Origin of the sequence: Syntrophomonas sp. (genome assembly GCF_028707975.1) — a bacterium.
In the GTDB taxonomy this organism is placed as follows: Bacteria; Bacillota; Syntrophomonadia; order Syntrophomonadales; family Syntrophomonadaceae; genus Syntrophomonas.
Map to the genome: position 1 here is coordinate 1 of NZ_JAQVZX010000021.1, position 23,125 is coordinate 23,125.

Annotated in this window: 20 protein-coding genes, 2 tRNA genes and 1 other annotated feature; of the genes, 19 read left to right on the plus strand and 3 right to left on the minus strand. The window is 43.7% G+C overall.

Annotation, left to right across the window (positions count from 1 at the left end; genetic code table 11):
• Positions 1-259: 259 nt before the first annotated feature.
• Positions 260-346 (minus strand) — tRNA-Leu (locus PHP87_RS04710).
• Between the two features lie 185 nt (positions 347-531).
• Here PHP87_RS04710 and PHP87_RS04715 point away from each other — a divergent pair.
• Complete coding sequence (locus PHP87_RS04715; RefSeq protein WP_299919022.1) at positions 532-1,080, plus strand: hydrolase; 549 nt, start codon at positions 532-534, stop codon at positions 1,078-1,080.
• Positions 1,081-1,319: 239 nt separating this feature from the next.
• Positions 1,320-3,341: an elongation factor G gene (gene fusA / locus PHP87_RS04720; RefSeq protein WP_299919024.1), complete on the plus strand. Its 2,022-nt coding sequence runs from the start codon at positions 1,320-1,322 to the stop codon at positions 3,339-3,341.
• Positions 3,342-3,493: 152 nt separating this feature from the next.
• On the opposite strand, the gene PHP87_RS04725 is transcribed toward fusA, so the two are convergent.
• Both PHP87_RS04725 and PHP87_RS04730 read right to left on the minus strand, forming a co-directional pair.
• The gene (locus tag PHP87_RS04725; RefSeq protein WP_299919026.1) at positions 3,494-4,750 is read right to left on the minus strand and encodes an anti-sigma factor; all 1,257 of its coding nucleotides are present in this window, start codon (positions 4,748-4,750) and stop codon (positions 3,494-3,496) included.
• Entirely contained in the window at positions 4,751-5,329 is a 579-nt protein-coding gene (locus PHP87_RS04730; RefSeq protein ID WP_299919029.1) for a sigma-70 family RNA polymerase sigma factor, read from the minus strand.
• 606 nt (positions 5,330-5,935) lie between these two features.
• On the opposite strand from PHP87_RS04730, the gene PHP87_RS04735 reads away from it, so the two are divergent.
• The 17 genes from PHP87_RS04735 to iorA all read left to right on the plus strand — a co-directional run bounded on the left by PHP87_RS04735 (position 5,936) and on the right by iorA (position 23,125).
• The gene (locus PHP87_RS04735) at positions 5,936-6,775 is read left to right on the plus strand and encodes an Mrp/NBP35 family ATP-binding protein (RefSeq protein ID WP_299919031.1); all 840 of its coding nucleotides are present in this window, start codon (positions 5,936-5,938) and stop codon (positions 6,773-6,775) included.
• A 106-nt stretch (positions 6,776-6,881) separates the two neighbouring features.
• The gene (locus PHP87_RS04740) at positions 6,882-7,643 is read left to right on the plus strand and encodes an exodeoxyribonuclease III (protein WP_299919034.1); all 762 of its coding nucleotides are present in this window, start codon (positions 6,882-6,884) and stop codon (positions 7,641-7,643) included.
• A gap of 170 nt (positions 7,644-7,813) precedes the next feature.
• Complete coding sequence (locus PHP87_RS04745; RefSeq protein WP_299919037.1) at positions 7,814-7,960, plus strand: hypothetical protein; 147 nt, start codon at positions 7,814-7,816, stop codon at positions 7,958-7,960.
• A 577-nt stretch (positions 7,961-8,537) separates the two neighbouring features.
• On the plus strand, positions 8,538-9,215 hold the full coding sequence (locus PHP87_RS04750; protein ID WP_299919040.1) for a phosphoribosylaminoimidazolesuccinocarboxamide synthase: 678 nt from the start codon (positions 8,538-8,540) through the stop codon (positions 9,213-9,215).
• A 175-nt stretch (positions 9,216-9,390) separates the two neighbouring features.
• Positions 9,391-9,467, plus strand: a tRNA-Lys gene (locus tag PHP87_RS04755).
• Between the two features lie 697 nt (positions 9,468-10,164).
• Entirely contained in the window at positions 10,165-10,473 is a 309-nt protein-coding gene (locus tag PHP87_RS04760) for a polyhydroxyalkanoate synthesis regulator (protein WP_299919043.1), read from the plus strand.
• Positions 10,474-10,605: 132 nt separating this feature from the next.
• Positions 10,606-12,276, plus strand: coding sequence for an AarF/ABC1/UbiB kinase family protein (locus tag PHP87_RS04765; protein ID WP_299919044.1), 1,671 nt, complete (start codon positions 10,606-10,608; stop codon positions 12,274-12,276).
• Positions 12,277-12,681: 405 nt separating this feature from the next.
• Positions 12,682-12,900 (plus strand) — a binding site (T-box leader).
• Positions 12,901-12,966: 66 nt separating this feature from the next.
• A complete protein-coding gene (locus tag PHP87_RS04770) occupies positions 12,967-13,455 on the plus strand; it encodes an Lrp/AsnC family transcriptional regulator (protein WP_299919047.1) in 489 nt (162 codons plus the stop codon).
• Between the two features lie 5 nt (positions 13,456-13,460).
• Positions 13,461-14,645 carry an aminotransferase class I/II-fold pyridoxal phosphate-dependent enzyme gene (locus tag PHP87_RS04775; protein WP_299919084.1) on the plus strand — a complete coding sequence of 395 codons (1,185 nt, stop codon included), beginning with the start codon at positions 13,461-13,463 and terminating at the stop codon, positions 14,643-14,645.
• A gap of 123 nt (positions 14,646-14,768) precedes the next feature.
• Positions 14,769-15,245, plus strand: a complete 477-nt coding sequence (locus PHP87_RS04780) for a hypothetical protein (RefSeq protein WP_299919050.1) — start codon at positions 14,769-14,771, stop codon at positions 15,243-15,245.
• A 501-nt stretch (positions 15,246-15,746) separates the two neighbouring features.
• A complete protein-coding gene (locus PHP87_RS04785; protein WP_299919052.1) occupies positions 15,747-16,913 on the plus strand; it encodes a DnaD domain protein in 1,167 nt (388 codons plus the stop codon).
• Between the two features lie 38 nt (positions 16,914-16,951).
• On the plus strand, positions 16,952-18,328 hold the full coding sequence (locus tag PHP87_RS04790; RefSeq protein WP_299919086.1) for a DnaB-like helicase C-terminal domain-containing protein: 1,377 nt from the start codon (positions 16,952-16,954) through the stop codon (positions 18,326-18,328).
• Positions 18,328-18,645 (plus strand): hypothetical protein, encoded by a 318-nt coding sequence (locus PHP87_RS04795; RefSeq protein ID WP_299919054.1) that lies wholly within the window; start codon positions 18,328-18,330, stop codon positions 18,643-18,645. Before PHP87_RS04790 ends, PHP87_RS04795 begins: the two co-directional genes overlap by 1 nt.
• A gap of 26 nt (positions 18,646-18,671) precedes the next feature.
• A complete protein-coding gene (speE, locus tag PHP87_RS04800; protein WP_299919056.1) occupies positions 18,672-19,505 on the plus strand; it encodes a polyamine aminopropyltransferase in 834 nt (277 codons plus the stop codon).
• A 56-nt stretch (positions 19,506-19,561) separates the two neighbouring features.
• Complete coding sequence (hisC, locus tag PHP87_RS04805) at positions 19,562-20,674, plus strand: histidinol-phosphate transaminase (RefSeq protein WP_299919058.1); 1,113 nt, start codon at positions 19,562-19,564, stop codon at positions 20,672-20,674.
• Positions 20,674-21,219, plus strand: coding sequence for a spore protease YyaC (yyaC, locus tag PHP87_RS04810; RefSeq protein ID WP_299919061.1), 546 nt, complete (start codon positions 20,674-20,676; stop codon positions 21,217-21,219). Before hisC ends, yyaC begins: the two co-directional genes overlap by 1 nt.
• 163 nt (positions 21,220-21,382) lie before the next feature.
• Positions 21,383-23,125 carry an indolepyruvate ferredoxin oxidoreductase subunit alpha gene (gene iorA, locus PHP87_RS04815; RefSeq protein WP_299919064.1) on the plus strand — a complete coding sequence of 581 codons (1,743 nt, stop codon included), beginning with the start codon at positions 21,383-21,385 and terminating at the stop codon, positions 23,123-23,125.

The window sequence follows — 23,125 nt, forward strand, 5'->3', positions numbered from 1 at the left end:
TTAATAAGCAAAAGTCCAATCACTACTGACAGAACCACAATAAGCAATACTGCAATAAATTCCTTTCTATCCTGATATAGCAATTACTCATCTCCTTTTTTTCACGGGAGTCAGACAGGTTCTTCGCGGATTTCATATGTGCTATTATACTATGAGAGTGAAAAAAGAAATAGAGAGAAGGCAGGGTAAGTGCTATCTTAGGGGAGAATAGTATCCTAAAAAATATTAAAGGGAGGTTTTAGCCTCCCTATTTTTACTATGGTGCGGATGAAGGGACTTGAACCCCCATGAAGTTGCCCTCACACGGACCTGAACCGTGCGCGTCTGCCAATTCCGCCACATCCGCATTGCTTATTTCAGCAAATCAAATTATATTACATGCTAATCTCGCTTGTCAAGGGCTTTTAGGAGATAATTATTCCACCCGCGAGCCGACTTTCTCTTTGATACTTCCTTAGTGGATGCAAAAGCTTTTTAAAACCCCGAAAGGAATGGTAAAATAGTCATAACTTATGTGGAGGAGGCCGAAAGATGGAAAAGTTCCGCTTGCAAAGAAATGATAGCACATTAATGATTATTGACCTGCAGGAAAGATTGATGCAGGCTATGAAAGATCGGGAGCGGGTATATAAGAATACCAATCTACTATTGGCAACTGCCCAGCAGTTTGATATTCCGGTAGTTCTGAGCGAACAATATCCTAAGGGACTGGGACCTACCGTCAAAGAAATTAAGGATAATCTTACTTCATATCATTACCTGGATAAGACTTGTTTTTCTCTATGCAACCAGGAGGCCAAAACCACCTTGGAAAAGATTGGCAAACACACTATTATTGTAACTGGAAGTGAGACCCATGTATGTGTGTTTCAAACCGTGCGGGATTTACTGGAATTGGGTTTCAATGTTCACCTGGTCAGGGATGCAGTCTGTTCGCGCTTCGACGAAAACTATATAAATGCTCTGGCCTTGATGCGCGACATGGGAGCGGTAATTACTAATACGGAGACAGTAGTCTTTGATCTGTTGCAGGAAGCAGGGACGCATGAATTCAAATGTATTTCACCTCTAATAAAATAGAAATATTTAATCAGCCAAGGTATGATTCCTTGAATTTTGTTATAATGTTTTGTATTAACCCCTATGGCCGGGGGCCGTCCCCGTGATATATTTTATATAATTCGCTTTGACAAGCCAGGCTAAGCCTATTATAATTAATTTTTGGGTGTAAATTTGCATCCAGCGTTAGAAATAGTATTGCGGGATAGAAATGCCGCAACTTTTTGTGATTCGCGTTTGAAGGAGGAACTTTTCCCATAATGTTAAAAGAGATTAGAAACATAGGAATTATTGCCCATATTGATGCGGGCAAAACCACCACAACAGAAAGGATACTCTATTACACTGGACTAACCCATAAAATGGGGGAAACCCATGATGGAGATAGTGTTATGGATTTCCTGCCCTGGGAAAAAGAACGGGGAATAACCGTAGCCTCAGCCGCTACCCGATGCTTTTGGAAGGGCAATACTATTAATATTATCGATACCCCAGGTCATGTGGATTTTACTGCCGAAGTGGAAAGGAGTCTGCGTATACTTGATGGTGCGGTAGTAATCTTCTGTGGAAAGGGTGGGGTTGAACCACAATCTGAAACTGTATGGAGACAGGCAGATAAGTACCGGATTCCTCGTATCGCCTATGTAAATAAAATGGATGCCATAGGGGCTGATTTCTTCCGGGTGGTGGAGCAGATAAAGCAGCGCCTTGGATCTAATCCGTTGATTATTAGTCTGCCGGTTTTTAAAGAGGAATGCTTCAGCGGCATTATTGATTTGTTAAAAATGAAGTATTATACCTTTACGGGAAAACTGGGCCATGATATTGCAGAAGAGTCTATACCAGCAGAATATGCAGATATTGCGGGAAACTGGCGCTCAGTCCTGGTGGAAAGACTTGCCGAGACTGATGAAACTCTGCTCGATCTATATTATAACAACAAAGAAATTAATGCTGATTTGCTGGCCCAGGTAATCAAAACAAACACTGTGGCCGGAAATATGGTACCCGTATGCTGTGGTAGTTCTTATCGTAATATCGGAGTGCAATTGCTTCTGGACTCCATAGTGGAATACCTGCCGTCACCGCTGGATATTCCTGGTAGCAAAGCGGTTCTATTGGAAACAGCTGAGACTATTACTGTGATGCCAAACCCAGAGGAAGCTTTTTCTGCTCTCGTCTTTAAGATTATAAACGACCGGCATGTTGGCCGGCTAGCTTTTGCCCGAGTTTACTCCGGTAGTTTGACTGCTGGTGCAGCAGTTTTTAATAGCAGCAAAAATAAACGGGAGCGGGTAGGACGACTGCTCAGAATGCACGCTGACCACCGCGAGGAGATTTCCCAAGTAAGCGCGGGAGACATTGTAGCTATAATCGGCCTTAAAGATGTTGCCACCGGCGATACTCTCTGTGCAGAAAGCTCTCCGGTTCTTCTGGAAACCATTGAATTTCCGCAGCCGGTGATCCAGATTGCTATAGAACCGAAAAACCAAGCGGGACTTGATAAAATATCTGAAGCCCTGAATCGGATTTCAGCCGAAGATCCGACATTTAAAATTTCCTATAACAAGGAAACGGGGCAAATATTGCTTGCAGGTATGGGTGAATTGCATCTGGAAATAGTGACTGAGCGACTCAGCCGGGAATTCAAGTTGGAATTTAATACCGGCCAACCGCAAGTAGCTTACCGGGAAACTATTGGGAAGTCGGCTGAACAAGTTACCCGCTATGTAAAACAGAGCGGGGGTAAAGGCCAATTTGCCCATGTTGTTTTGAGGCTGGAACCCGGTGAAGGCTTTGAGTTTGTTAACCGTATAAGCCAGGGCAACATACCGCGGGAATATATCCCAGCGGTTGAAGCCGGCATCAAACAAGCTCTGGAAGAAGGGGTGCTTAAGGGATACCCCGTAGTAAATATCAAGGCCACTCTCCTGGATGGTTCTTTCCATGAAGTTGATTCTTCAGAGATGGCTTTTAAAACGGCCGGCTTCCTGGCTGCCAGGGAATGTCTCAAGAAAGCTAACCCGCGCCTGCTGGAACCGGTGATGCGGCTGGAAATCGTGTCCCCGGAGGAATATACCGGTAACATTATCAATAATATCACTAATCGGAGGGGCAAACTGGAATCGCTGGAGATGGAAAACCATACTCAGATTATAAGGGGTTGCGTACCTCTGGCCGAACTCTTTGGCTACTCCACCGTCTTGCGTTCATTAACTCAGGGAAGGGCTGGCTTCTCCATGGAGTTTTCCCACTATAAGGAACGGCACCTGGCGTCTTAGAATTTGATTTCCTTATACCAATTATAAAGGTACGGCATTATCTGTTAACTGATCTGATTAAACAGATTACCGTACCTTTTCTCTTTACTTCTCTTACTTCTCTAAAGACTCTGGCTTTCCCCCTAAGCGAGTTCTGCTTTAATACACTCCTTCTAAGGAACGGTAGGTTGTGCTGCCAGTTTGCTCTCTTGCCAATCGATTACCGCAGCCACACTGGCAAGTTCTTCTGGAGGAAGGTTCCCGCTAAAAGTAACTTGATACTCCTGATTATCTATAAGCAGGGTTTCTTTTATGGAGTTTTGCATTACCATGGATTCTGGAGAAGCACCAATATCTTGAGAGGAATTAGGCGACTGCTGGGTCTCACTGCTCGTAATCTCACAGCTCTTAACATCAATCGTTTCCTCAAGAGTAAGCACCGGGGTAGTCGTTTTGCTGCTGTTGGAGAGATTTTCCGTTAGTGTTTTACTGCTCATAGATTGAGGATCAAGTGTTTTATCAGTATCCCGCCTCTCTTGCTCCGAAGCCGAGGTAGTCATCAAGCCAGCATTCTTGTTTTCTTGGGGATTTACCGTAATCTTTAGCTCAACTCCGTTGTCTATCTTTTTATAAGTAAAGGAATACTCAGCTGAACCCTGGCTGGCTCCTAACAGTTGATAGGATTCAGGCAAACCGGAGGGGAGCAGCATCTTTGCTTCCTCAATGGGAACATTGCTGGGGGATGATTTGCCCCGGTTTGCTGCTTCATGCAGATCTCTTTTGTCTGTTGCTGGGGAAGGAGCAGTGTCAGGATGATAGGCTAATTTCCAGCTTTCATCGGCACCCGTATCAGCTGAAACTTTTGCCGCTGGCTTCTCCAGATTATTAGAATATCCTAGAGTAATCTCGGTTTCCTCTTTTGATTCACTCTTTATCACTGCGTTATACGATTCAACCTGCCCGGAAATAATACTTTCTTGGGGCCTATCCTGTTTGAGGGATAGTGGAACAACAGGCTGAGAATTAGTAGGGGTCTTATCTGCCAGATCTATCCACCCCCCCTGCAGTAACTGGCTAACTCCCAGAAAAACGAGCAGAAATACTGCAGCGATGGCTACTCTGGCTCGCATAATTCCCCAGTTTGATTTCTTTTTTTCAAGAAAAGCCACAGGAAGATCTTCGCTATCGTTCTGGGGAGCTATGGATCCATAGCGAGTTTCAATAAGCGTCATCAAATCGCTGGTAAAAGTCTCTGAAAGTGGGGGGATATCTGCTGCCTCTTTAATAAGCTCATTTTCTAAATTCACCAAATCCATTTTATGGCGGCAAGAAATACATTTTTGCAGGTGTTCATCAACCGCCTGACGTTTTTTAGGGGTGAGGGTGTTATCACAATAGGAAAGGAAACTGTCCAAATTATGGCATTTCACCTATATTATCCCCCTTTCCTTGCGGTTGTTCAAAATTCTTTTTCTTAAAGCCATGCGGGCACGGTGCACTTTAACTTCAATATTATCCTTACTAACCCCCAGGATATCAGCAATCTCCTGGTTGTTAAACTCCATTTGATAACGCAAAGCAATAACTGTTCGATAGCTTTCCGGCAACTGCATAATAGCAGTGCCTATTTCCTTCCGCAATTCTTCTCTTTCCATAAATAATTGCGGATCACCGGTATCGAAATGACTTTGTTTATTAAATGATATAGAAACAAATGACTCATCAAAATTCAGATTAATAATATTTTTTTTCTTGCGAAGCGCACTTATACTAGTGTTGACTGCAATACGATGAAGCCAGGGCGAAAATTTTTTTTGGCGGTCAAATTGATAGAGCTTTTCAAAAAGGGTAAAAAAGACTTCCTGACTGATATCTTCAGCATCTTGATAATGTCCAGTTATCCGATAGACAATAGCAAATACCGATTTCTTATACCGGTTAACCAGCTCTTCAAATGCCGCAATGTTGCCCAACAGTGCCTGTTCCGCCAACAATTCATCACTTATCACCTGATCCAGCTCCCCAGCTACCTTAAACATTTATACGCAGATTTATATGGCAGCTTTCATTTTATAATAATTTGATTTAACCCTCTAAGGAAATTTTAAAATAGTCGTTCCAGTTCATAGTTGAAAATAATACTTTTTTCACTAAATCTTACTTGTGTAAAATATAAAAATGACTCTACTGCAAAAACCCCTTTTGTTGCATAAGGGTTGCATAAATATACAAAGCGAGCGTTGGCGAAGGTGAAAGCGGGCGGTCGAAGACCGCCCTTACAATGCCTTGCAGTCGCTAGCTGAGCGGTATATTTATGCACACTAAGCATATTTATTACTTCTTGCAGTGACATCAAAAATTAATTGCAAAAAACAATAATATCCTGTTTATATACAATATCTTTGCCGAATCTTTGCCGAGTCATATTAAATCAGGGGAAAAAATCAAATTCCAGTCTCAATAATACCATATTGGTATTGCTTTCCCAACCGCATTGTTTGAGCGTATGGGGCAGGGAAAAAGGTTTGTGAGCATATGTGCAAAAAAACTTGCTTGAGATCTGTCTTTGAGGTATATAATAAGAGGAACTAAAGAGTAGTGAAAGGAGTAAAATCATGTCTGAACAATGCAAAACCTGTCCCTCCAATGGCGGCTGCAACATTGACCCCGCTGATTGTGGAGTAGAAGTGGAAAAATCGCTTCTGGGGGCCTTAAATCAAATTCGAAATGTTATCGTGGTTATGAGTGGTAAGGGTGGAGTAGGAAAATCATCGGTAACGGCTCTCATTGCCTCCAACCTGGCCAAAGAAGGCTTTGCTGTCGGGATTTTAGATGCAGACATAACCGGCCCCAGCCAGCCTAAAGCCTTTGGTATCCACAAACCCCAAATTACGGCCAGCGAATATGGCATGACTCCTCCTCTTACCAAGTTGGGCATAAAAATCATATCCGTAAACTTCTTCCTTCCCAATGAAGACGATCCGGTCATCTGGCGCGGCCCCCTTTTGGCTGGTGCGGTAAATCAGTTTTGGGGCGAAGTAGATTGGAGAGATTTGGATTACCTGGTAGTAGACTTACCTCCTGGAACCGGCGATGTTCCACTGACTGTAATTCAATCCTTACCTGTTAAGGGCATAGTGATTGTATCTTCACCACAAGACTTGGCCTTTATGGTAGTCAAGAAGACTATAAATATGGCTAAAAAGCTCAATGTTCCTATACTGGGACTGATTGAAAATATGAGTCATGCCATTTGTCCACACTGCGGGGAAAAGCTGGAGATATTCGGGACAAGCCAGGGAGCAAAGGTGGCCAGTGATAGCGGACTGGACTTTCTGGGTTCCTTACCCTGGGATACTAGACTAAATGCCATGGTAGATGAAGGAAAGGTAGAAGAGTATAGCTCCAAGGAGATGAATGCTATTATTGACCAGATCCTTAAAAAGCTACCTTAATATCAACCAGTAGCAAACCTGGAACATTGACCTACGGTCAATTAAATCCAAGCAAATCAGAAGCGTAATGAGCGATTTATTTTCCAAGGTATGGGAAGGTTTGTATATGAAGATATATTCCTGGAATGTTAATGGTATCAGGGCGGTTCAAAAAATGGGTTTTATCTCGTGGCTAATGGAAGAGCAACCGGATGTTCTCTGCCTGCAGGAGACCAAAGCCCATCCCGAACAATTGGAAAAATCTCTGCTAAACATTAAGGGCTACCAGAGTTGCTGGAACTCAGGGCAGAGAAGGGGTTACAGCGGGGTGGCCAGCTATTTTCAAGAAGTACCCTTGCAGGTGGAAAAAAACCTGGGGGTTGTGGAGTTTGACAATGAAGGCCGGGTCTTGATTAGCTTTCATGAGAACCTGGTTATTTTAAATGTCTATTTCCCCAACGGGCAAATGGGAGAGGAACGCCTGGCTTATAAGATGCGTTTTTACGAGTATTTGATCAGCTATTGTGAGGAAATCAAAAGTCGTTATCCCCGTTTACTTATATGCGGTGACTTTAATACGGCTCACCGGGAAATCGACCTGAAAAATCCTAAAACCAATGAAAAGCGTTCCGGCTTTTTGCCAGAAGAAAGGGAAATGCTGGATAAGTTTTTATCCCATGGCTATGTAGATGCGTACCGTTATCTTTATCCGGAAAAAGTCCAATATTCCTGGTGGAGTTACCGTACCAGGGCCCGGGAGCGTAACGCAGGTTGGAGGATTGATTATTTTTATGTTTCCGAAAAGCTGGTTAATGATATTATAGACTGTGAGATACTGGATCAAGTACCGGGCTCCGACCATTGCCCTATAGCTCTGTATTTAAAGTAAACTGGCTTTTCCGGCTGATTTTTAAAAAAGGGGTTAAATAATGCCTGATTATTGTATATAATTAGATAGTAACAACTAAATTCACGGTTATGAGGAGGCAATCCAATAGAGGATTGCCTGTAGCTGTAATTTGTTTCCCCATCGCTAGGATTGATTGGAGGAATGATATTATGGTAACAAAATTGTTTATGGAATTAAAAAATCTCTTTGCTGACTTGGCTTCAACCTTGATTCTAGGCAAAAATAAAGACGCCGCCAATCTGGCCTTGATATTATCGGAGAAGAGCAAAGCCCTGGCCGAAGAACTAGGCAAGTAGTAGTAGGGGTCATTCTAAAATGGCCTTGCACGAATACTTGAATAGATCGAAGAGTGAATTTGCAAACACTGTTCAGGCAGTGTTTTTTTGCTGTCTATCTTTAAGATATGATGTCACTGCAAAAAGTTATTAATATGCACTGCATAAATATACCGCTCGCAGTCTAAATGGGCAACACCTGGGCTGCTTGTCTTGCGGCGAAAGGGGTACCGCGCTAATCTCCCGTCCATGGGAGGCAACCTTAATAGCGACATCCGAAGGATGGAGCACCAGGAGTACCCGCAGGGTGTTGCATCCATGCTTCGCCAACGCTTTGTATATTTATGCAACCCTTATGCAACAAAAAGGGTTTTTTACAGGGGAATCAGATATTAATTCATTAATTTTTATTTTTTTAAATGGGGAAATACGGTAAGACTATAATTGAGAAAGCTGTTGTGCATACCCTCTACAACTAAAGCCCGGCAAGTATACAATATTTTTTCCCCGGTTGCTTTGCATTGCCGGGTGATTACTCTACAATAGAGATGGAGATACTTGAAACAGCAAGATATTGAATAGGGGGTCAGTAGATAAAATGAAGTTGCTATATGATGGTAAAACCAAGGCGGTTTACGAACTGGATCAGGACAAGTGTGTACTGGAGTTTAAAGATGATGTCACCGGAGAAGAAGGACGCATTGACCCGGGTTCAAACTATGTACTGGGTAAGCTGGAGGGTAAAGGGAAATCCTCTCTCAAGATGTCGCAGCATTTCTTTAAGCTTTTGCAGGAGCAAGGCGTTCCTTCCCACTATATCGACTCCGACCTGGCTAAGAACAATATGGTAGTTTGGAAAGCTCAAACCTTTGGTCAGGGTCTGGAGGTAGTATGCCGCTTTAAAGCCTATGGCAGCTTCCTGCGTCGTTATGCCCGCTATGCCCAGGAGTTTCAACCCCTAAATGCACTGGTGGAAGTAACCCTGAAAGATGACGAGCGCGGGGACCCCTTGATCAATGATGAAAGCTTGATACAGCTCGGACTGCTTACAGATGGGGAACTGGACACCATCAAGGCACTGGCCCGTAAAGTAGCGGTAATTATCAAAAACGACCTGGCCTTAAAGGGCTTGGAACTGGTGGATATAAAATTCGAGTTCGGCAGGGTAGGGCAGGAGATAGTAGTTATAGATGACATTTCCGGTGACAACATGCGGGTATTTAAGGATGGAATCCAAGTACCTCCCCGGGAGCTCTCTGACCTAGCAGCGGAATAAGGCGCCGGTCTCAAGATACCGAAGAAAAGAATGTAGTGGAAATAAATCCTCCAGAAGTAAACCAAAAGGAGCCATTTCTGGAGGCTAAACAATTTGATGTGGATTAGCAAAAAAGCAGAGTATCCCTTGATTTATTCTTTAACTGGAATTATAATATCAACTGTAGCAAATTTCTGGGCCATTAGCTCAACCAGGCAGAGCAGCTGACTCTTAATCAGAAGGTTGCAGGTTCGATTCCTGCATGGCCCACCATAAGAAAGCAAGTAACCGCGCGTTTTGCGCGGTTTTGGTTTTTCTGTAGATTTTAAGTTTTGGGTATTTGGTGCCATAGTTTTTTGGGGAGGTGCTTGCTGTATCAAACTTGGCAATTTACTACTGCTTCAACAAGATTTTTACCGCAACCGTGAAAGCCGAAAACTAATGTATGTGACTTCGAATACATCATATTATTCAGTTTCCTTACTATTATTTAATATCAAAAGCTCCAATACGTATCAAAAAGGCTTTAGCGGCTTCAGGAGATTTGGTTACATCTCTTTTATAAGCATTCATAGCCTTTAATTCTTCATTACGAATCTCTCCTCGTAAAAAAGGTCACCTTATAAATAATATACTATAGTTGAATAAATGTAGTCCCATACATATTCCTAAGCCGCCACCGCCATCATCCGATAATAGAGGATTATGTAGCCCTCCGGGCAATGTTATACTTTTGGGGAATCTCCAAGATTTTCTCATGTGAAATGATCCCGTTTTTTTGGCGATAAGCATTATAGGTGTCTAATAAAGATTTGCTTAAAGCTTAAGGAGATTGAAGAGCTCGGTAAAAATGATAATCTTACTGCTATTACTACCCAAGTAGTGAATTATATTGGTCTTTTATGCATAAAATAGAAGCGGGAAACATATTGTGATAAGATAAACATAAAAAGCTTAGGGAGGAAGTGTTTTGAGTATGATGAAAAAAGCCTTATATTTTGGATTGGGAGCCTTGAGTATTACCCGGGACCATGCAGAGAAATTCTTTGCTGAAATGGTGGAAAAAGGTGAGATTAGCCGGGATGAGGCCAAAAATTTTGTGGATGAAGCTATAAAAAGAGGGGAAGAAGAGAAGGGCGAATTGCGCAAGACTATTCGACAGGAATTTGAAGAAATGAAAAGTACTTTTCCCTATGTAAGCAAATCTGATTTTGAGGCCTTGGAGAAGAGGATTCGTGACCTGGAAGAAAAAACAGGTAATGGAATTCAAGGGGAATAGAGGGCCGTTTGAAACAAACAAGGAGTGGTTTTCTTAGCATTTTTAACTTGGCCCCACTCCTTATGAAACTATGCATTTTCAGGATGGGGGGAGTTAGGAAACCTGTTATAAACTATTCTGGGAGGAGCTTTGGTGAATTTTAGGACAGGTATTGGGTATCTGCAACATTTGCCCCGTTATAGAGAAATAGTCAATGTCTTGATCAAACATGGTTTTGGTTTTTTGTTTGATCGCTTTGATTGGCCAGCATGGTTACATTTAAAGAAAAGCTCAGAGCTTGGCCGTGAGCTGCGCTCGCCCAGTGCAGCGCAAAGGTTGCGTTTAGCACTGGAAGACTTGGGTCCTACCTTTGTCAAACTGGGACAGCTATTAAGTACCAGGCCTGATCTCTTGCCTCCCGAATATATAAAGGAACTGGAGAAACTCCAGAACGAGGTTCCCCCCTTTTCCTTTGAAGAATTTTATCATCTTTGCCAGGAAGTAGGTATAGACCTGGAGACAGACTTTACCTGGTTCAATCCGGAACCGCTGGCGGCAGCCTCTATTGCTCAGGTTCATGAGGCTCTTTTACCTTCAGGGCAAAAATTGGTCTTGAAAATCAAACGGCCAGGCATTGACAAGACTATTGAAGAAGACCTGGATATACTGCGCGAACTTTGCAAAGGGTTGGAAAAGCGCAACTATTGGGCTCGCATTTATAGACTGAACGAGATAATGGAGGAACTGGGGCAAGCTATACACAATGAGTTGGATTTCCGGGTTGAAGCGAGAAATGCGGAACTATTCTATCAGACTTTTAAAAATGATAAAAATGTCATTATCCCTCAGGTCATATGGGACTATTCTTCAGAAAAAATATTGGCTCTGGAATATGTTCCCGGAATTAAAATATCTGATTATATTAGCCTGAAGCAGTCCGGGTTGGATACGGTTGCTATTGCTCGCAACCTGGTTGATGCCCTGTTCAAGCAGATATTTGAACAGGGTTTATTGCATGCTGATCCCCACCCGGGGAATTTGGCCATAGCCAGCGGCGAAAGGATAATATTTTACGATTTTGGCCAGGTGGGGATTATTGATGAAAGGATGCAGGGTAAATGCATCAAACTCTTGATCGGCATGATGAGATATGATGTGGAGGGGGTCAGCCGAGCATTGCTGGCCATTGGGATTGGCGGGCAGTATGTTGATTTTGAGGAATTCAGGCGGGATGTATCCCGCCTGCAGCAGAAGTACTATGGCTTGCCTCTCTCCCAAATAAAGGTGGGGGAGGCTCTATCCGAATTGATTGAACTATCTGTACGGTACCAACTGCGGTTGCCGCCGGAGCTCTCCTTGATGGTTAAAATGCTAATGACAGTGGAAAGCCTGGTGGCCCAGCTTGATCCCCAAATCAGCATTGTTAATATTGCTGAGCCTTATGGGAAAAAATTGCTCTTACGAAAATTTACCCCGGAAAATTTATGGAAGGAAACACAAAGCTCTTTCCTCGAATACCTGGAACTGATCCGTTCTTTTCCCTCCGATATTGCTAAGATCCTTAAAATGTTGGAATCCGGGCAGCTGAGCCTTATGATGGAATATCCTGAGCTCAGACGGGCGGTGGTTAAAGTCGATGTAATGTCCAATCGGATTTCACTCTCTATAATCCTGGCCAGTATTGTAGTCGGAACTTCATTGGTGGCAGGAATGGAGCGAAGTAGTCTTTTAAACCATATTCCTATTGTTGAAATCGGATTTGCCCTGGCTATTATTCTTGGACTTTTCATGGTTTATTCCATTTTAAAAAGTGGACGCTATTGAATGCAAAGCCGCCTCTTTTAAGCATCGGAAGAAACCGCAGAGCAGCTTCAACACAACACCGCAACGAGGCGGGGGATTATACGTGAAAATGCATTTAACAGTTTAAACAGATGAGTTCATTTTTTTTAATAGGCCGTCCAGTATAACCTGATATTTTATCAAGATTCGTACATTCATCTCCCCATTGAAATAGGGAGGATTCCCGGCGGGTATCCTAAAAGAATTTTTTTACACCTTGACTAATAGCCCGCGAAAGTGATAGCATATTCTATAAATTTATAACGAGGTGAAATATGTCCCCCGCTAAACGGTCGCCTATTGGCAAAACAGGCGGTGGGTTCTAATCTCTTGCCTTGTTGCAGCGGTGTGTGTAAACTGCTTAAGCAGTTTACACCGATGCTTAAAACAAAAGCGATGATCAGAAGAGTAATTGCCTTGGCTGATGGCAGAGAGCCGGGGTCTGGTGAAAACCCGGCAGCAGTTGGGCAACGAAAGCCACCTGAGAGTTCCGGTGAAATATCACGATAATGATAGCAAGCCGGACGGAATCCATCCGTTATTTGGAATAGAGCCGGGCCTTGGCCAATCAGGGTGGTACCGCGGGAGCAAACTCTCGTCCCTTACAGGATGAGGGTTTTTTTATTTATTATTAGGTTTTTGCATCGGATAAATAAAGGAGGAGGAAAGTAGATGGAACTGGAAAAAAGGATTTTGCATTTGCTGGAAAATAATGCGCGTTTAAGCTGCAAAGCCATAGCCACCATGCTGGATGAAGATGAAACGAAAATAAAGAGTATTATCGAACAAATGGAAAAACAGAAGATAATACTGGGCTACAACACCATTATTAACTGGGAATTGCTGGGTAATGATGGGGTTACTGCCATGATTGATGTTAAAGTAACTCCGGAAAGAGAAGTGGGCTTCAATAGTGTGGCGGAAAAAATTTACCGCTATCCGGAAGTTCGCTGTGTTTATCTCATGAGTGGTACCTATGACCTCTCCGTGGTAGTAAATGGGGAAAGCATGAAGGATATTGCCTGGTTTGTCTCCCATAAGCTTTCCACCCTGGATCATGTGCAAAGCACCGTAACCCACTTTATTCTCAAGCGTTATAAGCAGGAAAACTTTATTTTTGAGGAACCGGAAGAAGACAAAAGATTGGTGGTGAGCCCGTGAACAGCATGAAACATCATATTGCCAATTCGGTAAAATCCATACCCCCATCGGGGATTAGAAAGTTTTTTGATCTGGTTACCCAGATGGATGGGGTGATTTCCCTGGGGGTAGGAGAACCGGATTTCGTTACCCCCTGGCATATTCGCGAGGCTGGTTGTTATTCCCTGGAAAGGGGCTATACCATGTATACTTCCAACCAGGGCCTGTTGGAATTGCGGGAAGAAATAGCCGCCTACGAGAAGCGGCGGATAGGGATAGGGTATTCACCGGAAAAAGAGGTGCTGGTCACTGTCGGTGTTAGTGAAGCAGTAGATCTGGCTATGCGGGCTTTGCTGGAACCTGGTGATGAAGTTTTGGTACCGGAGCCTTCTTTTGTATCCTATGCGCCAGGAGCCACCCTGGCTTATGGCACTGCTGTCCCGGTTCCGACTTATGATATAGACCAGTACCGTTTGCGTCCGGATATTCTTTCCCGTTATATTACCCCCAGGAGCAAAATCCTGGTCCTGGCCTACCCTAACAATCCTACTGGTGGGGTGATGTATGAAGAGGACTTGGAGGCTTTGCGGGATATCATAATTGAAAACGACTTGCTGGTGATATCTGATGAAATATACTCTGAGCTAAGCTATTATGGACGACATGTTTCTATTGCCAGTCTACCCGGCATGAAAGACCGTACTATAATGATGAATGGTTTTTCCAAAGCCTTTGCTATGACCGGCTGGAGAATAGGTTACGCCTGCGGTCATCAAGATATAATCGGAGCCATGACCAAAATCCATCAATATACTATTATGTGTGCTTCGATTATGGGACAAAAAGCGGCCATCGAAGCCCTTCGTCATGGGGAAACAGAAATGAGAAAAATGGTGGATAACTACAATTACCGCCGCAAGCTAATCCTATCCGGATTGCAGGAAATAGGATTGGACTGCTTCGAACCTCGGGGGGCCTTTTATTGTTTCCCTTCCATCAAAACAAGCGGGATGAGCAGTGAAGATTTCTGTGAAAAGCTGCTCTGGGAGGAAAAGGTGGCGGTAGTACCCGGTAATGCCTTTGGTGCCAGTGGGGACGGGCATATCAGATGTTGTTATGCCGCCAGCATTTCTAATATTGAAGAAGCCCTGGAGAGGATGGATAGATTTCTTCGGCGACATAAAGAAATAAGAATCAGCAAAATTGTGTAAGGAAATAGGGTATTATATCGAAGTGACTTGGATTTGACCAGAATTATACGATAAATAACTAAAGGAATTAAATTAGTATTAATTGAAACCTCTTTTAATGAACAAATTGAAGGAGGTTTTTTCGTGATCGGTGATATTACTGTTAACGAGGTTGAACTTCTGAACGCCTACCAGATACTGGGACCATCAGGGCAAAAAGGCCTGAAAGACTATCTCCGCTACTTGCTCTATAAACAATACAAACGGGAAGCCATGGCAGCAGTGTTCCATAACAACCTTTTACACAATTTGTTTCACAGCCTTTTACATCTGGTGGAAAGGGATGATTTTGACCTGAGGCAAATTGAAAAACGGGTCAGGCAGATTAAGGAACTGTATTATGGCATATTTGAGCAGGTTCATAACCGTTTTGCCGAAGTTATCGATGATTTAGATAGTTGTGAAGTAGTAAAGGAATTTGCCCACAGTAGTTTTGACAATATTGAGAAGGCTATTAGAAGCGGTAATCTTACCGTGGTTAGATTTGAGATTATCGATTTTCACCAGGGTTTTTGTCGTTTATCACAAAAAAGGGACGCGCGAAATATAGTTGCGGTATAATTAGATTTATCCCAAAATTTCTTTGGATATTCCGGGAAAACTGGCAAATAGGAGATTATGATAAAATCATTGAATCCTGGCAGAAGATCGATCAAGCAGGGGTCTTTAAGCATCGGAAGAAACTGCCTAAGCAGTTTCAACACACCGCTGCAACGAGGTAGGTGGATTAGAACCCGCCGCCTGTTTTGTTAGTAGGAATCCGGCCGCTTAAAGAAGCGGAGGACATATTTCGCCTCGTTATAAAGGGATGAATCGCCCAGAGCTATACCAGGATATTTTGCCGGGATACTTCCATAGAATCCTAATACAACCAGGACATAGTTCCTGGTTTTCCTCTTTCTTAATCAGTCAAGTCTGATTTTCATGCAGAAATATATTTTGCTCCATAGTTTATATAGTTAATTTGCGTCTTTTATGTTTAAAGCTAATCTTATGCAATTTGTAGATTTATAATTTCAAATGTTATAATTTTTTTACTTGCTAATGGAGGTCAAGAATAATATGGAAAAAAGAACTGCCTGGTTGGAAATCTTTCGTTGGGGTTTTGTGAACTTCCCTGGTATGCTCTTTGCTTATGCCCGGGAACTGGATATTGAATTGGAAGATATCGCTATTATAGCCGCCTTGCTATACACCATGGAAAGAACCAAACCCTTGTATCAGACCGGAATAAAGGTAGGACAAGTTCTCCAAGCCTGTCCTTCTCTAGGTAAAATGAAAATTTCCCGCCGACTGAACCGTCTGCAGAAGCTGGGTATAGTTGCCCTGCAGAGTAATCAAAATCTAGCTGAACGGGAGGTTTTTTTGGATCCGCTGGCAGAAAAACTGGAGTCCCTCATAAGGAGAGACCATTCTGATTTTTGCCTGCCATCTCCTGCTGAAAATCCAAGCCATTCCAAAGAGGTGGAAAATCTTTTGGGGGAATACCGCACTAAGATTGAGCAACTGGAATTGCAGATAGAGGAAAACAAGCTGGTTTCCCGGGAACTTATTAAGCAGTCCAGTTCCGATTTTAAAAAAGTTGGAGACTTTATAGCCAAAAAGACCGGAAACCTAATGAGTGTAAAGATGGCCGGCGAGTTAAACAAATGGCTGGAAGAGCTAGCCTTATCCCCAGAGTTCCTTTTATGTATACTGGAGATGTGTTTTGAACGAAGCATTTACAACCCGCGGGATATCAGTCAGATAGCCCGGGATATAAAGGAATACTCCATCAATACCGTTGAAGGGCTGGAAAGTTATTTTAAGAAATATGTGGATGTGGAGAGGAGTCGTGTCTTAAGAGTCAACAAGTTTGACCCGGACATTGCCGAATTTGGCAGCTTTACCGGCATTGACATGGCCGCCGAGGCCCGTAAAAAGGTTTACTATAAATGGCGGCATGATTGGGGATTTTCTCATGCTATGATCATGAAAGCTGGAGAAGTAATGTGTAAGCGAACCAAAAATGCCGGTCTGGAATATATGGACAGCGTTCTTCATGATTGGATGAGCAAAGAAATCCGGCAAGTGGAAGAAGTGGACAAAGAAATAGCCCAGTTAAAACTAAGGAATAAGAAGGAGAAATCCATAGCAGCCAGCAGCTATGATAAACGAAAGCCCGTCAACCTGGAATATGAAATCTATGTGCCTCCTTCTACTACAGGTGGAGCCAAAAATAAGGTATAATAGAAACCGGGGATATTTTCCCCGGTTTTATTTGGATGGTGATTCCTTTGAGTTTTAGAAAGAATGAAACTTCCATGGAAGATTACCTTATTGACCTGGAAAGTGAACGACGGGTATTATCTTCCATGCTTCATTCTGAAGATGCGTGTATTGAAGTCTACGACCTTTTGTCCAATGCTGACTTTTATTCACCGCGACATGCTACTATTTTTGATCTGGCTATCAGTCTTTTTGAGAGGGAAATTCGCCCCACCCTGGTGGAGCTTCTCAAGGAAGGGCACAGCCTGGGTGTATTTACCAATCCCCGGGATATAGAAGAACTCAAATATATAGTCGAACAATACATAGATGATGAGAACATCAAGTACTGGATTAAAAAGGTTAAAGACAAAGCCCGCTTGCGCAAATTTGAAGCCTTTCTTAAAAGGAATATGCAGCTTCTCATAGAAAAGCAGGAAAGTGATGTCGAACAGGTACTTATGGCGGCAGAGGAGGAACTGACCAACCTTACCGCACTGGAAATCGACGATAAAATCGATTCCCCAGCGGATATGGCCAACCTGGGTTATAGCGAAGTTGAACGCAGGTTTCTCCGCTTAAAGGAAATTCGCGAGTTGCACAAAGGGGTTCTTCCCCTGGATGGACTTCCCACCGGATTTGATAACTTGAACCATATAACCCTAGGCTATAAAGCGGGTGATTTAATAATCCTCGGTGCTCAAACCGGGCATGGCAAGACTTCTTTTGCCTTGCACACATCCAGGGCTATAGCCGTTGACGGGCGTAAGAACCTTTTGTACCTTAATACCGAAATGAGCAGGGAACAGATAGCTTTGCGCTGGGGCTCGATTCTATCGCAAATCGACCATGATCGAGTTCGTAGCGGCGATATTAACGAGACTGAACTCTCTATCATCCTCAATGGCTACTCCCAGCTTCGCGAAAGCGGTTTCTATTCCTATCCCTGCCCTAATCTTACCCCGGAAAAAGCTATTTCCATTGCCCGTAAATTCAAAGCTCAAAAGAGCATAGAAATGATGATAGTTGACTATGTGGGGCGAATGGATAAGCTGGACCCCAAGTTATCGGAATGGCAAATATTGGAGCAAATCGTTAAAACTTTAAAAATGCTGGCCCAGAATTTGAAGATAGTAGTCATGTGTCTGGTCCAATTAAACCCGGATGGTAGTCTGCAGGGAGCCAAACGGATGAAGAATGAGTGCGACCTTATGTTAAAACTGACACCTATATCGCGGGAAGAGCTGGAAGAAAGAGAAGAATTAAAGAACTATATCAATCCGAATTATTACATTCATATTGACAAAAATAGAGATGGCCGCAGTGGTGTGCGTATTCCAATAACCTTTGATTTGCAGAAGCAGATAATGGGAGATGCCAAAAGGATTGATGAATAATGCCTAATGTTGAACAGTTGGTAAAAAAAATCTATGGCGAGACCGCCAGTCTGGTAGTTGATAGCTGCCTCAAGGGGGAGCTTGGCGAAGAACAAATGCGTTTTCTCCTAAACCTCCTTGACCTCAGTGTAGTGAGCAGGCAGCACCCGGAACTGTTCTTGCTCTTGCAGGAATGGATGGATTGTTTTGAGGATTCCGAAACGGACAAAATTATTGAAGCTACTCTTTTAGCTCTAGACTTTAATGATCAAGAGGCAATTAAGGACCATATGAAGATTATTTCCGAGCTAATAAATGGGAGAAAAACAATTCTATAAAGGGCTTATTTCACTGGAGGAAAAGAATGACTAGATCCTGGATTTGTGAAAAGCATACCGAGGGTTATGCTGTTAAATGGAAAATCAAAGATATTTTACACGAAGAACAGACCCGTTATCAGAAGCTGGCAGTGGTGGAAACTTTGGAATGGGGGAAGGCCCTGCTTCTGGATGATGCCCTGCAAATAAGTGAGAAAGATGAATTTATTTATCATGAAATGATCAGCCATGTGGGGATGTGTACCCACCCTTGCCCCGAGAGGGTATTGATAATCGGCGGGGGTGATGGGGGAACCTTGCGTGAAGTACTCAAACACAGCCAGGTCAATACGGTAGAACTGGTGGAAATAGATGAGCGGGTAGTGGAGAATAGCAAAAGGTTTTTCCCTGCCATATCTTGCGGTTTTACCGATCGCCGCTTAAACTTACATATTGCTGATGGAGTTCACTTTGTAAAAGAGACCTCATTCAGATATGATGTAATTATTGTAGATTCCTCTGATCCCTTAGGGCCGGCCACACCGTTATTTAACCTGGAGTTTTATCAGGATGTATATAAGATACTTAAAGAAGACGGGCTTCTGGTGGTTCAGTCTGAATCCCCGATTTTTTATGGGGAAATATTTCGTTCCGTTTACCGGCAAATCAACACGGTCTTTCCTCTGACCCGGGTCTTCCTGGCGCCAATAGCTACCTATGTAAGTGGCCCCTGGTCTTTTACCATGGGCAGCAAAAAATATACTCCCTGGGAATTGGCAAAAAAACCAGCTGATCTTGGCTATTTGAAGTATTATGATGAAGGAATTCACCGGGCGGCATTTTGCCTTCCGCCCTATATCAAAGAAATGCTCCAAGACTAAAGCTTCTTGCCGGATAAATCAAGAAGAATAGCAAATTACAATGGAGGCCAGTATTCATGGATGATTTTGTAGAAAGTAGAGCCAGGAAAGACATTTTTCGCTTAAAACCTTATGTTCCTGGTAAACCCATTGAGGAGGTTAGGCGGGAACTGGGGCTTGACAGTATTATTAAATTAGCTTCCAATGAAAACCCTCTGGGAACTTCACCGCTGGCTTTGGCGGCTTTGCAGGAAGGTCTTAATAAAATTCATCTTTATCCTGATGCCAATGCCTATGAACTAAAACAAGAACTGGCGTCATTTTGGCAAATACCAGCGGAACAGCTAGTTCTGGGCAATGGCTCTGATGAATTGCTTCTCTTGCTGGCCCAAACCTTTATTAATCCGGGAGATGAAGTTATCCATGCTGAACAGACATTTTCGGAATACGAGTCCACCAGTACCATTATGGGCGCTCATTCAATGGCCATACCCCTTAAAGAATACCAGTATGACCTGAAAGCCATCCTTGAGGCAATAAATAGCAGAACCAAAATAATCTACCTCTGTAATCCCAATAATCCCACCGGAACCATTGTAGAGCAGGAAGAAATAGAGCTTTTCATGCAGCAGGTACCCGGTGAGATACTGGTAGTTTTTGATGAAGCCTATGGAGAATATGTGGATAACCCGGCTTTTGGCAGCGGGCTCCAGTATTTGCGGGAAGGGCGGAATATAGTTCTACTAAAAACCTTTTCCAAGATATACGGTTTGGCCGGCTTAAGGATAGGTTATGCCCTTACCACACCCGCAATTGCTGCTGCTCTCGACCGGGTGCGAGAGCCGTTTAATGTAAATTTTGCCGCCCAGATCGCAGCTCAGGCCGCCCTCCGGGATATTGATTTTATGAAAAAAAGCCGTCAGCACAATTTACAGGGGAGAGACTATCTCTATCAGGAATTAAAACAACTTGGTCTGGATTTCGTGAAAACCAATACTAACTTTATTTTCCTGGATACAAGAAGGGATTGCCAGGCCGTATTCCAAGAACTTCTCCAGCGTGGAGTGATAATCCGTACCGGTGATATTTTTGGATATCCCACTTTTATCCGCCTGACCATTGGAACCACGGAAGAGAATATACGATTTATAAAAGCATTAGAAGAGGTTCTGGAGGTTATTCCACTCTAATGATTATAGTAGAAAAACATTACCGCCAGCTTGCTGCCAAAGATGCTCTGATAGAGGCATTGCATAGTAATTTGAAACTTCTGGAAAGAGAACCCCTTTTTCTTTGTATTGGAACCGACCGCAATATACTCGATTGTTTTGGGCCTTTAACCGGAACCATGATTAAGGAGCAAGCCCCCGAGCTTCGGGTATTCGGAAGTCTGGAGCATCCATTGCATGGTAAAAACCTGAAGCAAAAATTAAATGTAATAAAAAATGACCACCCGTCAGGAATCGAGATAGCTATAGATGCCTCGGTGGGCAGGGAAGAAGAGCAAGGAATAATTAAGTTCCGCCACGGCCCCTTGTTTCCCGGTAAAGCCCTGGGCAAAAGACTGCCTGCAGTAGGTGAATTCTCCATTATTGCCATGGTAGGCATCAAACCGGAGGTTAGAAACTGGACTTCACTGGGGCAGGGGAGTATCACTCCGGTTTACCATATGGCCCGTTTGCTGACTGCTGCCATTGTAGAATGGAATAAGTACAGGGTATCATCATCGAGCTAGCTGCAACATAAGCATTTACACCCGGACAAAAGTTGTGATACTATCATTCTGGGAATATATAAGCGATATTAATAAATAATTTGTAAGGAAAGTGAGGATACCGCTCATCCCCGGTAGATGAGTGGTTATTCTTGTATATCAACTAAGGGTGAGGAGGAAGACCATGAAGAAACTGATGATAGGCAATGAAGCTATCGCCAGGGGAGCCTATGAAGCTGGTGCTACTGTGGCTACAGCCTATCCCGGTACCCCCAGTACCGAAATTGTCAGCACTTTTGCCGATTATGAAGGCCTTTATGCCGAATGGGCTCCAAATGAGAAGGTAGCCCTGGAAGTAGGAGTGGGAGCCTCTATCGGCGGGGCAAGAACCCTGGTAGCTATGAAACATGTGGGAGTAAATGTGGCGGCTGATCCTTTGTATACCTTTTCCTATACCGGAGTAAACGCTGGTCTGGTCCTGGTTTCCGCTGATGACCCGGGGATGCATTCTTCCCAGAATGAACAGGACAACCGGGGATACGGCCGTTTTGCCAAAATGCCGGTAATAGAGCCGGCAGACAGCCAGGAAGCACTGGACTTTACCCGCCTGGCTTTTGATATCAGCGAAGAATTTGACACCCCGGTAATGTTGCGGGTTACTACCCGGCTTTCCCATTCCCAGACCCTGGTTGAGACCGGGGAGCGGGTAGAAGTGGGTTTGAAAGACTATAAGAAAGATGCCCCCAAATATGTTATGCTGCCTGGCTTTGCTCGCCTGCGTCATGTGGAAGTGGAAAAGCGTATCCTGCAGCTAAAAGAATATGCCGAAACTACGGAACTGAACCGGATGGAATGGGGAGATAAAAGTATAGGCATTATTACCAGTGGAGTATCTTACCAGTACCTGCGTGAAGTAATGCCCGAAGTTTCCGTATTAAAGCTCGGTATGGTCAATCCACTACCGGAAAAATTAATCCGCTCTTTCGCTGCCGAAGTGGACAGGCTTATTGTGCTTGAGGAATTGGAACCGGTAATTGAGGAACAGTTAAAAGCCTGGGGCTTAAAGGTCGAAGGCAAAGAGCTTTTCACCCTTCTGGGTGAATACAGCCCGGAAATGATTGAAGAAGTCTTATTAGGAATCAGTTCCAGGAAAGGTTCCGGCCTGGACCAGGAGATACCCCCCCGGCCACCCTTGATGTGCCCGGGTTGCCCGCATCGCGGCGTATTTCACACCCTGAAGAAAATGAAGCTGCATGTAATGGGGGATATCGGCTGTTACACTCTGGGTGCTTTGAGTCCCCTGGATGGGATGGATGCCTGTGTTTGCATGGGAGCCAGTATTGGTATGTCTCTGGGCATGGAGAAGGCCAATGGAGAGGACTTTGCCCGCAAGGTGGTAGCGGTTATCGGGGATTCCACCTTTGTCCATTCCGGAATTACGCCACTGATTGATGTTGTCTATAACCAGGGAACCTCCACCGTTATTATCCTGGATAATGATACCACCGCCATGACCGGACACCAGGATCATCCGGCTACCGGTAAAACCATCAGGAATCTACCTACCCGAAAGCTGGATTTACCAGCCCTGGTCAAGGCTATCGGTATAGAGCATGTCCGCATAGTGGACCCCTTGCAATTAGACGAATTTCGCCAGACCCTGGAAGAGGAATTGAACCGCCGGGAAGCTTCAGTAATTATTGCCAAGCGTCCCTGTGCCTTGCTGGTGAAGAAAGCTCCAGATAAAGAATTCTATGTTGACCCAGAACTCTGTAAAAGCTGTAAGCTTTGCATAAAGATAGGTTGCACCGGGATTTATTGGGTAGAGGAAAATAGAAAGGCCGTAATTAACCCCAATACTTGTGTAGCCTGCGGACTCTGTCCTCAGGTCTGTACCTTTGAGGCCATCAAGATAGTGGAGGGATAA

What these genes read in the sequence shown, in the direction of transcription:
- PHP87_RS04715 (WP_299919022.1), top strand. Translation starts at nt 532, where the DNA reads ATGGAAAAGTTCCGCTTGCAAAGAAATGATAGCACATTAATGATTATT.
- fusA (WP_299919024.1), top strand. Translation starts at nt 1,320, where the DNA reads ATGTTAAAAGAGATTAGAAACATAGGAATTATTGCCCATATTGATGCG.
- PHP87_RS04735 (WP_299919031.1), top strand. Translation starts at nt 5,936, where the DNA reads ATGTCTGAACAATGCAAAACCTGTCCCTCCAATGGCGGCTGCAACATT.
- PHP87_RS04740 (WP_299919034.1), top strand. Translation starts at nt 6,882, where the DNA reads ATGAAGATATATTCCTGGAATGTTAATGGTATCAGGGCGGTTCAAAAA.
- PHP87_RS04745 (WP_299919037.1), top strand. Translation starts at nt 7,814, where the DNA reads ATGGTAACAAAATTGTTTATGGAATTAAAAAATCTCTTTGCTGACTTG.
- PHP87_RS04750 (WP_299919040.1), top strand. Translation starts at nt 8,538, where the DNA reads ATGAAGTTGCTATATGATGGTAAAACCAAGGCGGTTTACGAACTGGAT.
- PHP87_RS04770 (WP_299919047.1), top strand. Translation starts at nt 12,967, where the DNA reads ATGGAACTGGAAAAAAGGATTTTGCATTTGCTGGAAAATAATGCGCGT.
- PHP87_RS04775 (WP_299919084.1), top strand. Translation starts at nt 13,461, where the DNA reads ATGAAACATCATATTGCCAATTCGGTAAAATCCATACCCCCATCGGGG.
- PHP87_RS04785 (WP_299919052.1), top strand. Translation starts at nt 15,747, where the DNA reads ATGGAAAAAAGAACTGCCTGGTTGGAAATCTTTCGTTGGGGTTTTGTG.
- PHP87_RS04795 (WP_299919054.1), top strand. Translation starts at nt 18,328, where the DNA reads ATGCCTAATGTTGAACAGTTGGTAAAAAAAATCTATGGCGAGACCGCC.
- speE (WP_299919056.1), top strand. Translation starts at nt 18,672, where the DNA reads ATGACTAGATCCTGGATTTGTGAAAAGCATACCGAGGGTTATGCTGTT.
- hisC (WP_299919058.1), top strand. Translation starts at nt 19,562, where the DNA reads ATGGATGATTTTGTAGAAAGTAGAGCCAGGAAAGACATTTTTCGCTTA.
- yyaC (WP_299919061.1), top strand. Translation starts at nt 20,674, where the DNA reads ATGATTATAGTAGAAAAACATTACCGCCAGCTTGCTGCCAAAGATGCT.
- iorA (WP_299919064.1), top strand. Translation starts at nt 21,383, where the DNA reads ATGAAGAAACTGATGATAGGCAATGAAGCTATCGCCAGGGGAGCCTAT.